Below are 14,301 nucleotides of genomic sequence, written 5' to 3'. Positions count from 1 at the left end.
GTTAATCGTCGGCCAGCGAGGCCAGCAGATCAGCCTGATGTTCCTGACGAATAGGTTCTAGCAGCAGGCCAAGATTGCCTTCAATCACTTCATCAAGACGATAAAGCGTAAGGTTAATCCGGTGATCTGTTACCCTGCCCTGAGGAAAGTTATAAGTGCGGATCCGCTCTGAGCGGTCGCCACTACCTACCAGATTACGGCGGGTAGAGGCTTCTTCTGCCGCTCGTTTATCTTCTTCAATCTGGTTTAAGCGGGCCGACAATACCGACATCGCCTTGGCGCGGTTTTTATGCTGCGAGCGCTCATCCTGGCACTCTACCACTACGCCTGAAGGCAAGTGAGTGATTCGAATGGCAGAGTCGGTTTTGTTAACGTGCTGACCACCAGCACCTGAGGCGCGGAAGGTATCAATACGCAGGTCTGCCGGGTTAATTTCGATGGCTTCAGATTCAGGGATTTCAGGTAATACCGCGACAGTACAGGCTGAGGTATGCACCCTGCCCTGAGATTCGGTTTCCGGCACACGCTGAACACGGTGGCCGCCAGACTCAAACTTCATCACGCCGTATGCGCCATCGCCGGTTACGTTGGCAATCACTTCTTTAAAACCACCATGCTCACCTTCGTTAGCACTGATCATCTCAAGGCGCCAGCCTTTGGCTTCTGCATAGCGACTGTACATACGGAATAGGTCGCCGGCAAAAATGGCCGCTTCATCACCACCCGCTCCGGCGCGGATTTCCAGAAAGCAATTGCGATCGTCGTTAGGATCGCGCGGTAACAGCAGGATTTGCAGCTCCGCCTCAAGGCGTTCGATTTCCTGCTTGGCTGTTTTCATCTCTTCCTGCGCCATTTCGCGCATTTCTGCGTCGTCTTCAGCCATCATTTCTTCGGCGGAGGCTAAATCCTCTTCTGCCTGTTTATAAGCGTTGAAACCCGCTACCACGTCTTCTAACTGGCTAAATTCTTTCGACAAAGCGCGGAATTTGTCCTGATCGCCGATGACGCCGGGATCGCTCAACAGCGCCTGCACCTCGGCAAAACGTTCAACCAGATTTTCCAACTTAATGACAACGGATTCTTTCATACTTTTCCTGAAATAAAATACAGATTACCTGGACTCGTCACTGTCCAGTTCAAACACGCGGCTCAACCACTTAGTGGTGCGTTGATCAACCTGTGTTGATGCATCACGCAACGCGCGAGTGGGCGCATGTAATAAATTATTGGTTAATTTGTAGGCCAGCTCTTCCACCACGGCTTCGGCCGCTTTGCCTTCCTGCAACTGCTTAAGGGCTTTATCGACCAGTTCCTGACGCTGCAGGTTGCCACGATCGCGGTACTGCTTTACCAAATCTACGGTCTGACGCGACTGCTGCCATTGCAGATAGCTCATAACCTGCTGCTGGATGATTTTAACAGCTTCTTCGGCAGCCTGCTCACGGGATGCCATGTTTTGTTGCACTATGTGCTGCAAATCATCCACCGTATATAAGTAGGCGTCGCCCAATTCGTTGACCTGGGCTTCGATATCCCTAGGTACAGCAAGGTCGACCATAAACATGGGCAGGTTGCGCCTTTGTTTAAGCGCGTCTTCCACCATGCCTTTACCGATAAGAGGGAGCTGACTGGCAGTAGAACTGATAACAATATCAAATCGGTGCAGGGTTTGTGGCAACTGGCTAAGGGTCATCACATCAGCTCCCAAGCTGGCCGCAAGTGTTTCTGCGCGAGCACGGGTACGGTTTGCTACGGCGAGTTTTTGTACCCCTTGTTCCTTAAGATGCTGAGCTACCAGTTCGATGGTTTCTCCGGCCCCCACCAGTAATACCGAGCGCTCAGGTAAACGGGCAAATATGTGCTTTGCCAGTTGCACGGCAGCAAAAGCTACCGACACCGCATTGGCACCAATCTCAGTATCGGTTCTTACCCGCTTGGCCACAGCAAAGGTATGCTGAAACAGCTTATCAAACTGGGTGTTTACCATGCCGGAATGCTTGGCATTATTATAAGCCTGTTTGATTTGCCCCAGAATTTGCGGTTCGCCGAGCACCAGTGAATCCAGGCCGCTGGCCACTTTCATCACATGTTCAATGGCTGCGGCCTGCTCGTAAATGTACGCGTTGGCACTTAGCTGCCTGGCATCGACATTATGGAACTCAGCCAGCCATTCAATCAGTTGATCTGCACAGCTGGTCTCACTGGATACGTAGACTTCAGTACGATTACAGGTAGAAACAATTACCGACTCATCCACGCCGTTCAGGTGCTTTAATGACGACAACGCCTCAACCAGCGAATCCGGCGTAAACGCAACTTTTTCGCGCAACTCTACCGGAGCAGTTTTGTGGTTAATTCCGAGGGCAATCAGGGTCATGGGGTTCGTTTACGGCTACAATGGAGCGGCATTGTACGAAAAAGCCAAAATGATTGAAAGTGTCGATAGTTCTATGTTCAACTATCGCCTTAATAGATTTTATAGGTTAGCCCGTGTTTCGTCAGGTATTCATTGTTCTGTTCGTCCTCTTCCTCAGTGCCTGTGCCACACGACCTCAGGCGCCACAAGGCCAGATAAATTTACCGGCTCAGCTGATAAAACTCGACGCCATTAAAAAGTGGAATATTAACGGTAAACTGGCGCTCAGAGAGCCGGAAAAATCCGTGAGTGCCAATCTTCGCTGGCAGGTCAGCGATCCGCTGTTTACCTTCAGGCTAAGTAACTTTCTTGGCGTTACCCTGGTGGATATGGAACAAACAGTAGACGGCGCACGCCTGGAAGCAGACGACGAAGTGTATACCGACCCATCGGCCACGGCCCTGCTCTATCAGACTACCGGCTGGGACATACCGCTTGATCAGCTGCTGAGTTGGGTGAAGGGCGTGCCCCGAGCCGGTGACGACTACACCCTGAACGATAACGGTTTGCTCAAACAGCTCATGCCAGGCTGTCGACAGTGTGCTGGCTGGCAGGTGGATTACGCTCAGTACGGGCAGGTAGACGATGTTTTCCTGCCGCACAATATCAAACTGACTAACACAGCTCAGCCTGAGCAGTGGATAAAGATAAGAATATCGCAATGGACACTCAAGTAAGTCTCGACTGGTGGCCGAGCCCGGCCAAACTAAACCTGTTTTTGCACATCACTGGGCGCAATGATAAAGGCTATCACCTGTTGCAGTCGTTGTTTCAAATGCTCGATGTAGGTGACTCTCTGGCTTTTATTCCCAATGATAGTGGTGACATCCGCCTGGCTACCGCCATTTCCGGAGTTAATACCGAAGATAATTTGATCTACCGGGCTGCCAGGTTATTGCAAAGCCACGTAAACACCCCGCAAGGCTGCGACATTTATATTGAAAAACAGTTACCTATGGGCGGTGGGATTGGCGGCGGTTCGTCGAATGCGGCCACCACATTAGTGGCGTTAAATTATTACTGGCAGTGTGGTCTGTCCACCGAGACGCTGGCGCAACTCGGGTTAGAACTGGGCGCAGATGTACCGATTTTTGTACACGGCAAAACCGCCTTTGCTGAAGGTGTCGGCGAGCAGATCCACCCTGTCAGCCTCGATGAAAGCTGGTATCTGGTGGTGTTCCCCGGGGTAAACATCAGTACTGCAGAGGTGTTTTCACACCCTGACTTACCACGTAATACAACCCCCATTGACTGGCAACATTATACTTTTGATGCAACGCAAAATGATTGTCAGAAAATTGTCTGTAAAAGCCAACCGGAAGTTGCAAAATTATTACAGTGGTTGTTACACTACGCACCGTCGAGGATGACAGGCACAGGCGCGTGCGTATTTGCTACATTTAGTGACCCGGATCAGGCAAAGGCAGTGCAGCAAGCGCTTCCTGAAAACTGGCACGGATTTGTTGCCAAAGGCGTAAATACCTCACCGTTACAATTAAAATTACAAGAGATGTCCTGAGCCAGAACGACTTACATTGATGGGGTATAGCCAAGTTGGTAAGGCAGCGGGTTTTGATCCCGCCATCCGTAGGTTCGAGTCCTGCTACCCCAGCCACCTCCTACTTAAAATGCACTGAGGAAACACTTGTGCCAGACATGAAGCTCTTTGCAGGTAACGCTGTTCCTGAACTAGCCCAGAAAGTTGCCAATCGCCTCTACACCAAGCTTGGAAATGCCACCGTCGGCCGTTTTAGCGACGGCGAGATCGCAGTAGAAATTCATGAAAACGTCCGTGGCTCGGACGTTTTTATTGTCCAGTCTACCTGTGCACCCACTAATGATAACCTGATGGAACTGATCGTGATGATTGACGCCCTGCGTCGCGCATCCGCCGGCCGCATCACTGCGGTTATCCCGTACTTTGGTTATGCCCGTCAGGATCGCCGTGTGCGTTCAGCTCGTGTACCGATTACGGCTAAAGTGGTTGCAGATTTTCTGTCAAACGTGGGCGTTGACCGGGTACTGACCATCGACCTGCACGCCGAGCAAATCCAGGGATTCTTCGATGTCCCGGTAGACAACGCATTTGGTACGCCAATCCTGCTGAACGATATGTTTCAGCGCGACTTCGTAGAGCCTATTGTAGTGTCGCCAGACATTGGTGGTGTAGTAAGGGCGCGCGCTACGGCAAAATTACTTAACGATACCGATCTGGCTATCATCGACAAACGTCGTCCGAAAGCCAACGTTGCCCAGGTAATGAACATTATCGGTGATGTAAAAGACCGCGACTGTATTATCGTTGATGACATGATTGACACCGGCGGTACCCTGGCCAAAGCGGCGGAAGCGCTGAAAGCCCACGGTGCCCGTAAAGTGTATGCTTATGCCACCCATGCTATTTTCTCTGGTAATGCGGCCAATAATCTTAAAGAGTCTGTAATTGATGAGATTATTGTCACTGACAGTATTCCACTGAGTGCTGACATGGCTTCAATTGGTAAGGTAAAACAACTTACCCTTTCTGAGATGCTTGCTGAAACCATTCGTCGGATCAGCAATGAAGAGTCGATCTCGGCAATGTTCGAATACTAAGCATCACCATTTATCCTCTGAAAGCCAGCTATGCTGGCTTTTTTATTGGCTGAATTTTGCCCCGTTCAGGCAAAACTGTGAGCGATTGCTATAGTTAAGGTATGGTGGTTAACCGCTCTCTTTCTTACATGGCATTTACGTAGTCATTCACTAATTGGCTGACTAATGATGGATATTGATCACTTCAAAAAAGTCAATGATAGCCTGGGGCATCAGGCAGGCGATCGTGTGATCCGGTCACTTTCTGCACTGATCCAGCGAGTCAGTGGACGCGCCAGCGACCTGCCAGCCCGGGTAGGCGGTGAAGAATTTTGTTTGTTGGTTTGCAATGAAACCGCAGGCCATATAGCCAGCCTTGCCGAGTCTATTCTTACCAGTGCTGAGGCCGAGGTGGTGAAATACCGTGACTAACAAATACGCTACACCATCAGCATTGGTGCTTATTGCGTTATTCCAACACCAGACACTGACCCGGCAATGATTCTCAAAGAAGCTGATGACGCCCTTTATAAGGCCAAACATGATGGCCGAAACCGGGTAGTCATCATCAGTGCTGTTCCCAGCGTCCGCTGAGTTGCACAGCAGATTATAAACCGCTAATGTGGTGCAAACACCCACCGTAAAAGAGACATTTGTTTGCAGCCCAATTTATTCACCCTGTTCTGGCCTCTGTTGGTCAGCCTGGTTTTAGTAACGCTTTTTCTATCTTTACTAAACTGGCTGTTATTAAAGCGCCATTCACATCTGAGCGGTGAAAAAAAGCTCCCCCGCCAACTCACCATGCTGGTAGCCAACATTGTTGGCATTATAGCAATCGTACTAACATTACCAGTCAGTGAAGCCATTCAGAATCAAATCCTCGCCCTGATCGGTATATTACTCTCAGGTATGGTGGCATTCTCTTCCACTTCTATTATGACCAACGTCATGGCGGGACTGGTGTTACGTTTCAATAAACCCTTTAGAATTGGTGACTTTGTCAGGGTCAATGGATTCTCTGGCCGGGTTGCCGAAATGGGCTTGCTGGACACCGAAATTCAAACGGAAACCCGAGAACTCATTTCCTTTGCTAATTCTGTACTGGTTAATAGTCCGCTAACTGTCGTTCGCTCGTCAGGCGCGATTATCTCTGTTGAACTAAGTCTGGGCTATGAGATTCACCATTCTAAAATAGAAAAACACTTGTTATCAGCAGCCAGTAACTGCGGTTTGGAAGACAGTTTTGTCCAGGTCATCGGATTGGGCGACTATTCCGTGTCGTATCGCATCGCCGGGTTGCTAACAGATGTAAAAAGCATGCTCAGCGCGCGTTCAAAATTGCATAAAGCAGTATTAGACAGTTTACATCAGGCTGGTATCGAAATAGTCTCCCCGGCCTTCACCAATACCCGACCACAGGAACCGGGTAGCGTGATGATCCCCGCTGCACCGCGTAAAACAAAGTTCGCCAATCATGAAGACAATCGCCCTGAAGCGGTTATTTTTGATAAAGCAGAAGAAGCAGAAGCCGTTCATCAGGATAGAGTTGCTCTGGAAGAACAACTGGCTGCACTGCAAGCAGCATTAAAGGATGCCAATGGTGAAGACAAAAATCTGTTAAAAGAACAGTTAGAGTTTACCAGAATGAAACTTGACGAGCTGAATAACACTCAGCCCAAACAAGAAGGAAGCCCGGCTCCTGCCGAGCAAAAACTAGCCAGCAAATAATGGAAAAAAGACCGCCTTAAACCGTTGCCAGTTCTCAAACTGAGGCATGTGTCCTAACCCATCCAGTTCGATAAGGTTGCCTTGTTGCAGGGTATCGGCAACCTCTTTGCCCAAAACCTGATACTGCCCGAGTTTGTACGTCCCGCCTGGCTTCTTAAAGGCACGGCCAGGGCCGGTGCGATCGCGGGTACCAATAATAAGGGTCACCGGTACCGTTAGCTGCGGCAAATCTTACACAATAGACTCGCTGAAAATGGGGTTATATGTCAGCGCATTATTCTTCGCAACGCGCGGGTAATCTGGGTGTTTTAACTGGCCAATATGGGGTTCAAGCAACGCCTGATAAGCTGGCCGCCACTTGCCATCGTAATAATTTTTCTGTTGATAGCGGCGAATGCTCTCAGGCGTTTTGTTAAGTTCATTGGCCAGAAACACCTGCGGGTCCTGGTAATCCACCCAATTTAAATAATCTTCCAGCCCGATGGGGTTAATTAAAATAAGCCGCGCGGTTTTATCTTTTACATACTTAGCGAACTTTACCGCCAGCATCCCACCCATGGAGTGACCAACCATTGTCGCTTGCTCAACCTCAAGGTGCTCAAGCAACTGTCTGGTGTTATTGGCTAACCCGGCAAACGTATACTGGTAATGTTCAGGTCTGCCTGACTTACCAAAGCCGATTTGATCGGGAATGATCACCCGGAATGACATATCCACTAATTCGCTGGCAACACGCTCCCAATAAAACCCTGAAAAATTCTTGCCGTGTAACAGCACTACCGTAGCTTTTGGAGCGCCTTGTGGTTTGACATCCATATAAGCCAACGAAAGCGTTTGGTCCTGGCTTTCGAAGGTAAACCTACCTACATCAAAAGGGTAATCAAAATTGTCGAGCGTGGCATTGTAAGGTTCAATAGCGTCGCTCCTGACTGCCGCATGAACCGGGGAAAGCAGGCTAGCCACTAGGGTAAATAGTACAATAAGCTAATAAGAAAAGTGCATCTTGTCTTCCTTATTGTGTCTGACAATTGCAAATCGGTGCTGGCAGCCAGAGTAAACCGCTCATCGCTGCGCAGCCCAATGAGTAACCTGTTCTAACATAATGGTCGCGAACAGGGCCTGAATTCTGCTGTATATTGCGGATTTGCCAGGCTCAGCCGCAAGCGGCGGTCTTTACCCAGGAATTCATTGCCCGTTCAGACTATGGCTTGCATACTGGTATTATCAGGCGTTAACTTGAGAAGGAAATAATCAATGGGCACTTTCCGTGCATTAATCTTAACCATAGCCATGATATGCGGGCTGACTGCCTGTGCCGACAGTAAGGAGTCTTCGCCAGTGAACCAGGACCCAGTGAGCCAGAATAATAAGCCCGCGACCAGCGCGGCTTCAGCGGTATATACCGGCACCATCGTGTACAAAACTTTTGAAGGCGGCTTTTTTGCGTTTATCAGTACCGATAATAAACGCTACACTCTGCGCCATTTACCCGAGGCCTATCGCCTCGACGGACTGGTAGTAGAAATCACCGGTAGTGTGAATAAGGATATCATTACCACCACCCAGTTTGGTGACTTACTCGAGGTAGATGCCGTGAAGGTGCTGGATGATCGCCATGCCAGGCCGCCCGAGTCCGGCCCGCGCAAATTAAAATCCCTTTGAGGTTTGTATCTTCAGGCATCGGGTGGTAGAATTCGCCGCCTTTTAATTTAGGGCCGGGTATTATTTAAGCCAAATCTGGCTGATTTACCCTACTCATGGCAGATTTTGGTCGCAAAAATCTGTAAACATCAATTATTTTTATTTGGAGACATCTGATGTCTGATGCAATTTTTAATCTGGATGCAGAAGTCCGTACTGACCTGGGGAAAGGTGCGAGCCGCCGCCTTCGTCATGCTGACAAAGTGCCTGCGATCCTTTACGGTGGCGAAGAAGCGCCTGTTTCTTTAACGCTTGACCACAACAAAGTGATCAACGCGGCTGATTTCGAAGCGTTCTACTCACACGTTCTGACCCTGAACATCGGTGGTAAGAAAGTTGAAGCGCTGCTGAAAGACGTACAACGTCACCCGTTCAAGCCTAAGATTACTCACCTGGATTTCCAACGTGTAATCGCTGGTCAGGAAGTACACACGTCTGTTCCAATCCACTTCATCAACGAAGAGAAATGCCAGGCCATTAAAGACGGTGGTATTGCTGAACACCTTGTAAACGAAGTTGAAATTACTTGTCTGCCTAAAGACCTGCCTGAGTTTATCGAAGTAGACATGGCTAACGTTGAAATGGAGCAAACCCTGCACCTGTCAGATCTGACTCTGCCAGCAGGCGTTTCTTCTGTTGAACTGGCTAAAGAAGACGAAGCACATGACCTTGCTGTGGTAACTATCAAGCCAGCGCCAAAAGCGCCAGCCGCTGACGAAGCAGAAGGTGAAGAAGACGACGCTACTGAGGAATAATTCCCTTGGAAGACATTCGTCTTATTGTGGGCCTGGGTAATCCAGGCCCCGAATACGAACAAACACGCCACAATGCGGGAGCGTGGTTTTTACAAGAACTCGCATCGACGTTTAACACCTCTCTTTCTCCTGAAAGCAAATTCTTTGGCAAAACCGCCCGAATTACCATTGCTGGTCAGGACATCCGTTTGCTCTACCCCACCACATTTATGAACAAAAGCGGGCAATCTGTTGCCGCACTGGCTAATTTTTATCGTATTGAGCCCTCACAAATGCTGGTTGCTTTCGATGAGCTGGATTTACCTCCTGGTGTTGCCAAGTTTAAAATAGGCGGCAGCTCAAGCCAGAACGGTATTCGCGATATTGTCTCGAGGATGGGTAACAACCGTGACTTTTTACGCTTGCGTATTGGCATTGGCCATCCGGGCCATAAAAGCAAGGTCACCGGCCATGTACTGGGTAAGCCCGCGCAGCAGGAAAGAGAAGCAATAGAACAAGCGATCGATGAAGCAGTACGCTGCACCGAAATTTTACTTAAAAACGATTTGAAAATGGCGCAAAATCGCCTTCATAGTTTTAAAGCAGATAATTAACTTCAAATTTTCAAGGGCTCCATTATGGGATTTAAATGTGGCATTGTCGGCCTGCCGAACGTCGGTAAGTCAACGCTATTCAATGCATTAACCAAAGCGGGTATCGAGGCTGCAAACTTTCCGTTCTGTACCATTGAACCCAATACCGGTGTGGTACCGGTGCCGGATCTGCGCTTAGACAAGCTGGCAGAAATCGTTAATCCTCAGCGCGTGATCCCTACCACCATGGAATTCGTGGACATTGCAGGACTGGTAGAAGGTGCTTCCAAGGGGGAAGGTCTGGGTAACAAATTCCTGGCGAATATCCGTGAAACCGACGCTATCGGCCACGTAGTACGCTGTTTTGACAATGAAAACATTGTTCACGTTGCTGGCAAAGTGAGCCCTAAAGACGATATTGATATCATTAATACCGAACTGGCACTGGCTGACCTGGAAACCACCGAGAAAGCCATTCACCGTGTAGCCAAACGCGCCAAAGGCGGTGATGCGGATGCCAAGTTCGAATTGAAAGTGCTGGAAAAAATTAAACCCACACTGGACGAAGGCAACCTGTTACGCTCACTGGAGCTTAGCAAGGAAGAGCTGGCTGCCATCAGCTACATGAACATGCTTACCCTAAAGCCAACCATGTACATCGCTAACGTCAACGAAGACGGCTTTGAAAACAATCCGTACCTCGATGAAGTGCGCGCCATTGCAGTAGGCGAGAATGCCGTGGTAGTTGCCGTATGTGCGGCGATTGAGTCTGACATCGCCGAGTTGGACGATGAAGACCGCGAAGAGTTTATGGCCGACATGGGCCTGGAAGAGCCAGGACTTAACCGCGTTATCCGAGCTGGTTACAACCTGCTGACGCTGCAAACCTATTTTACCGCCGGGGTAAAAGAAGTGCGTGCCTGGACCTTCCCTGAAGGCTCAACGGCACCGCAGGCAGCCGGTAAGATCCACACCGACTTCGAAAAAGGCTTTATCCGCGCTGAAATCGTTGGCTACGACCACTTTGTGGAGTTTAACGGTGAACAAGGAGCCAAAGACGCTGGTAAATGGCGTTTGGAAGGCAAAGACTACATCGTTAAAGACGGCGATGTTATCCACTTCCGCTTCAATGTGTAAAAATTAGCGGTCTTAAGCCAGAAAATTTTAAAAAGCTCTCACTGACGAGGGCTTTTTTATTGCCTGATTAAAAGAAATAATGCGCTTTGAATTCTCCTGAATAAGGTTAAAATAGCGCCTTCTGAGCCGGTTTTGACTGAATTTCAAGCGCTGGCGCACAGATATTAGGCAGTTGAACAAATGTGTTAAAAAAGGGGTTGACGACCCAACGCCATATACGCATAATACGCGCCTCTTCCTGAGAGGGAAGTAAACAATCGGAGGCTACGTAGCTCAGTTGGTTAGAGCACATCACTCATAATGATGGGGTCGCAAGTTCGAATCTCGCCGTAGCCACCATTCTCGCAAACCCAGTCCATGGGTTTTTTATTGTGCGAGACACTGCGCGGAAGTGGTGGAATTGGTAGACACGCTGGATTTAGGTTCCAGTGCTTCACGGCGTGAGAGTTCAAGTCTCTCCTTCCGCACCATTTGGGGTATAGCCAAGTTGGTAAGGCAGCGGGTTTTGATCCCGCCATCCGTAGGTTCGAGTCCTGCTACCCCAGCCATTATTTCGTTAAGTTGATGCAATATCAGCTAACACCCAGTTGATTGGGGTATAGCCAAGTTGGTAAGGCAGCGGGTTTTGATCCCGCCATCCGTAGGTTCGAGTCCTGCTACCCCAGCCATATTACAGAACGCCAGTCTTACGACTGGCGTTTTTGTTTTCAGACTTCTCACGATTTGCCACTTGCTTGTGGTACATTTTTGTCATCACCTCATTACGATGTCTTTTGCAATGCCTGACAACCTGTCTGCAAAACTTATTAAACTACTATCCCCCCTGCTGTTTTTAATTGCCTCTGAGGTTATTTCAGCGCCTGTAATGCAAACCGCAGAGCTCGATGGACAGTCACGTAGCTGGCGCCTGTTTTTGCCAGATGGCATTAAGGAGGGTGTTGAATACCCTTTAGTGTTTAATTTTCACGGCACCGGTTCCACTCCAGAGCAGATTACCGAGCTGAATGAACTGGAAAGCTTGGCAGAACAGCATAAGTTTATCGTTGTCGCGCCCAAGGCAGAATTCAGCTATGAGACTGGTGGTCGTCACACCTGGAATGTTGAGCAACTTGATAGCCCGTATAATGACGTGGCGTTCATTAAAGGGCTTTTTGCTCATCTGGCGCAGCACTACCCTATCGATACCGCTCGTATTTATGCTACCGGCTTTTCTGGTGGCGCGCGCATGAGCAGCCGCCTGGCCTGCGATCTGGCAGACACCTTTGCCGCCATCGCCCCCATTGCAGGTGTACGCTTTGCGGATAACTGTGCGCCGGCTAAGGCCATGCCGGTACTCACTTACCACGGCACTCAGGATCCGGTGAATCATTATCAGCATCAGGCCGATTCACCGCGGTACTGGCACGAAGGGGTAGAGCCAGCCATTCAGGATTGGGTTGCGTTTAATGGCTGTGAGAACCGCACGACCTCCGCTATTCGCCCAGGCGTTACCAAAACCGTCTGGTCTGACTGCCGTGACGACGTCGCGGTGATTTTTTATCGCTCTGAACAGGCAGGTCATACCTGGCCCGGCAGCCCTAAAGCGGACCTCCTGGCAAAGTATGGTCTTGGCAGTACCGATGACCTGCCCATGTCCGATATCATCTGGGCATTTTTAAAGCAATATCAGCGCCAGTAATAAACTCAAAAATGCTATTGTGCCGGGCAAACTGTGTTTTTTGCTTTACAGTCCCAACTCAGACCGGCACACTAATACCAATCCGCATAGAAGTTTGCCCACTCAGCATGACTGTCAGGCTTTCTGGCTAGGCTTGGTTGCACAGGTTTGGTGGTTGCAAATCAAGCAAGCGTAACAACGCCAGAAAGCCTGACAGCCGTGCCCAAAGGGAGTGGCCAAAACGACTTACATCTGTGTTGCGCCCTCTGGACATAGAATAACTATGCCACAGAGAACGCGTCGTGATCTAAGTCGTTTTGTCTCACTCTGAGAGGGCAAACTTCTATGCGGATTAATGGTATGGACCCTCTCCTCCCATAAAGGCTTCAAATGAGCCAAGATAGAGTTGTTGAATCACTATCAAGAAGGAGAAGGTCACATGAATAAGGTAACAATAGGTTTAGATATCGCCAAGTCTGTTTTTCATTTAGTTGTTATGAATCAGTCCGGCAGAGTACTCAAAAAGAAGAAGTTAAAGCGTTATCAGGTGCTGTCCTATTTTAGCCAACTGGAGCCAAGTATCGTGGTGATGGAAGCCTGTGGCAGTTGCCATTATTGGTGTCGTGAGCTGACAAAAGCGGGGCATGAAGTCAAAGCCATCGCGCCGCAATATGTTGTGGCATACCGAAAAGGCAATAAACACGATTACAATGATGCAGAGGCGATAGCCGAGGCCTCACAGCGTGAAGGGATGCGATTTGTGCCGTTTAAGTCTCAGGAACAACAAGATATTCAGCTCATGCATCGTATTCGAGAGCGTATGATAGCGCAGCAAACAGCGTTGAGTAATCAGATAAGAGGCTCGTTGGCTGAATACGGTATTGTGTATGCACGGGGCGTAGCGACCGTGGTGAAAGAATTACCTTTCACCTTGGAAGAGGCTGATAATGGATTGAGTATGCTAGCTCGCCAACTGTTTCAAGGTTTATTCAACGATTTGTTGGTGTTACGGGAGCGCATTAAGGAAATGGATAAGGAGTTGAAAGCATTTGCACAAAACCACCCTGTATGCGAGCGCTTAATGAGCATGACCGGTATTGGGCCACTGATTGCTACTGCTTTATATGCAGGTATTGGACAAGGACAGGCTTTTAATAGTGGTCGACATTTAGCCGCTTGGTTGGGTATCGTCCCCAAACAACATACAACGGGAGATAACCCGAGATTGCTGGGTATCAGCAAACGCGGGAATACGTATTTACGCACCCAGATGATTAACGGTGCCAGAGCCGCCTTGCGCCATATCGGTGATAAAACCGATAAAGTGAGCCAGTGGTGTCGGGCTTGCTTAGCGCGAATGAGCTTTAACAAAGCTTGCGTCGCGCTGGCCAATAAGATGGCGAGAATGGCCTGGGCCATGCTGCACCATCAACAGGATTATCTGCCAGGGCAGATAAATAAAGCTGCGGTTTAGCCGGTCAAACCCAAACCAGTAGTAAGCACGTAAACGAAAACAGGAAGCCTATCAACGCATTGCAAAAGACAACGTACTGATGATTAACGGTTCATAACCATCTTGTTCAAATCAGATTATACCAAGGGCCTTCGAGGCCGCCGGATTGATGAGACAACAAGATGCGAACAACCATCAAGGCTAGAAGCCACATGACTTCACTAAAAAGCCGAATATATGGCAGCAATGAATCACGTTAATTAGTCAACACGGTGTCTTGCAATCGGAGAGGGTCCATATATGGTATA

At 49.1% G+C, this 14,301-nt stretch carries 14 protein-coding genes, 5 tRNA genes and 1 pseudogene; 16 read left to right on the top strand and 4 right to left on the bottom strand.

The annotated features are described in order from the left end of the window. Position 1: 1 nt before the first annotated feature. A complete protein-coding gene (gene prfA, locus C6Y40_RS16415) occupies positions 2-1,087 on the bottom strand; it encodes a peptide chain release factor 1 (protein WP_105935496.1) in 1,086 nt (361 codons plus the stop codon). 24 nt (positions 1,088-1,111) lie between these two features. Next, on the bottom strand, positions 1,112-2,377 hold the full coding sequence (hemA, locus tag C6Y40_RS16410; protein ID WP_105935495.1) for a glutamyl-tRNA reductase: 1,266 nt from the start codon (positions 2,375-2,377) through the stop codon (positions 1,112-1,114). Between the two features lie 113 nt (positions 2,378-2,490). On the opposite strand from hemA, the gene lolB reads away from it, so the two are divergent. The 6 genes and pseudogenes from lolB to C6Y40_RS16375 all read left to right on the top strand — a co-directional run bounded on the left by lolB (position 2,491) and on the right by C6Y40_RS16375 (position 6,718). Next, positions 2,491-3,093 carry a lipoprotein insertase outer membrane protein LolB gene (lolB, locus tag C6Y40_RS16405; RefSeq protein ID WP_105935494.1) on the top strand — a complete coding sequence of 201 codons (603 nt, stop codon included), beginning with the start codon at positions 2,491-2,493 and terminating at the stop codon, positions 3,091-3,093. Next, on the top strand, positions 3,078-3,935 hold the full coding sequence (gene ispE / locus C6Y40_RS16400; protein WP_105935493.1) for a 4-(cytidine 5'-diphospho)-2-C-methyl-D-erythritol kinase: 858 nt from the start codon (positions 3,078-3,080) through the stop codon (positions 3,933-3,935). Before lolB ends, ispE begins: the two co-directional genes overlap by 16 nt. Before the next feature lie 20 nt (positions 3,936-3,955). Further along, a tRNA-Gln gene (locus C6Y40_RS16395) sits at positions 3,956-4,031 on the top strand. 32 nt (positions 4,032-4,063) lie between these two features. Beyond that, positions 4,064-5,011, top strand: coding sequence for a ribose-phosphate pyrophosphokinase (locus tag C6Y40_RS16390; protein ID WP_105935492.1), 948 nt, complete (start codon positions 4,064-4,066; stop codon positions 5,009-5,011). A gap of 165 nt (positions 5,012-5,176) precedes the next feature. Further along, a pseudogene (locus C6Y40_RS25275) lies at positions 5,177-5,584 on the top strand (GGDEF domain-containing protein). A 63-nt stretch (positions 5,585-5,647) separates the two neighbouring features. Further along, positions 5,648-6,718 carry a mechanosensitive ion channel family protein gene (locus C6Y40_RS16375; protein ID WP_240621988.1) on the top strand — a complete coding sequence of 357 codons (1,071 nt, stop codon included), beginning with the start codon at positions 5,648-5,650 and terminating at the stop codon, positions 6,716-6,718. Here the strand turns inward: C6Y40_RS16375 and C6Y40_RS25045 are convergent. Continuing rightward, positions 6,704-6,946 (bottom strand): alpha/beta fold hydrolase, encoded by a 243-nt coding sequence (locus C6Y40_RS25045; RefSeq protein WP_205664793.1) that lies wholly within the window; start codon positions 6,944-6,946, stop codon positions 6,704-6,706. The genes C6Y40_RS16375 and C6Y40_RS25045 overlap by 15 nt on opposite strands. 3 nt (positions 6,947-6,949) lie before the next feature. Continuing rightward, complete coding sequence (locus tag C6Y40_RS16370) at positions 6,950-7,681, bottom strand: alpha/beta fold hydrolase (RefSeq protein ID WP_205664792.1); 732 nt, start codon at positions 7,679-7,681, stop codon at positions 6,950-6,952. A gap of 291 nt (positions 7,682-7,972) precedes the next feature. Between C6Y40_RS16370 and C6Y40_RS16365 the strand changes: the two genes are divergently transcribed. The 10 genes from C6Y40_RS16365 (at position 7,973) to C6Y40_RS16320 (ending at position 14,014) form a co-directional block, all read left to right on the top strand. Further along, positions 7,973-8,380 carry a hypothetical protein gene (locus tag C6Y40_RS16365; protein ID WP_105935488.1) on the top strand — a complete coding sequence of 136 codons (408 nt, stop codon included), beginning with the start codon at positions 7,973-7,975 and terminating at the stop codon, positions 8,378-8,380. Positions 8,381-8,535: 155 nt separating this feature from the next. Beyond that, on the top strand, positions 8,536-9,174 hold the full coding sequence (locus C6Y40_RS16360) for a 50S ribosomal protein L25/general stress protein Ctc (protein WP_105935487.1): 639 nt from the start codon (positions 8,536-8,538) through the stop codon (positions 9,172-9,174). Between the two features lie 5 nt (positions 9,175-9,179). Next, on the top strand, positions 9,180-9,767 hold the full coding sequence (gene pth / locus C6Y40_RS16355) for an aminoacyl-tRNA hydrolase (protein WP_105935486.1): 588 nt from the start codon (positions 9,180-9,182) through the stop codon (positions 9,765-9,767). Positions 9,768-9,791: 24 nt separating this feature from the next. Further along, complete coding sequence (gene ychF, locus C6Y40_RS16350) at positions 9,792-10,883, top strand: redox-regulated ATPase YchF (RefSeq protein ID WP_105935485.1); 1,092 nt, start codon at positions 9,792-9,794, stop codon at positions 10,881-10,883. A 262-nt stretch (positions 10,884-11,145) separates the two neighbouring features. Next, a tRNA-Met gene (locus C6Y40_RS16345) sits at positions 11,146-11,222 on the top strand. 46 nt (positions 11,223-11,268) lie between these two features. Then, positions 11,269-11,353: transfer RNA gene (locus C6Y40_RS16340), tRNA-Leu, on the top strand. Between the two features lie 2 nt (positions 11,354-11,355). Continuing rightward, positions 11,356-11,431 (top strand) — tRNA-Gln (locus tag C6Y40_RS16335). 44 nt (positions 11,432-11,475) lie between these two features. Next, positions 11,476-11,551: transfer RNA gene (locus C6Y40_RS16330), tRNA-Gln, on the top strand. A gap of 197 nt (positions 11,552-11,748) precedes the next feature. After that, a complete protein-coding gene (locus C6Y40_RS16325) occupies positions 11,749-12,561 on the top strand; it encodes a CE1 family esterase (protein ID WP_170308519.1) in 813 nt (270 codons plus the stop codon). Positions 12,562-12,979: 418 nt separating this feature from the next. Beyond that, positions 12,980-14,014: an IS110 family RNA-guided transposase gene (locus C6Y40_RS16320; protein ID WP_105933601.1), complete on the top strand. Its 1,035-nt coding sequence runs from the start codon at positions 12,980-12,982 to the stop codon at positions 14,012-14,014. Positions 14,015-14,301: the final 287 nt, after the last annotated feature.

The sequence above is a fragment of the Marisediminitalea alba genome, assembly GCF_002993365.1.
GTDB classification, from domain to species: domain Bacteria; phylum Pseudomonadota; class Gammaproteobacteria; order Enterobacterales; family Alteromonadaceae; genus Alteromonas; species Alteromonas alba.
This window is presented reverse-complemented; position numbering and strand designations above follow the sequence as displayed.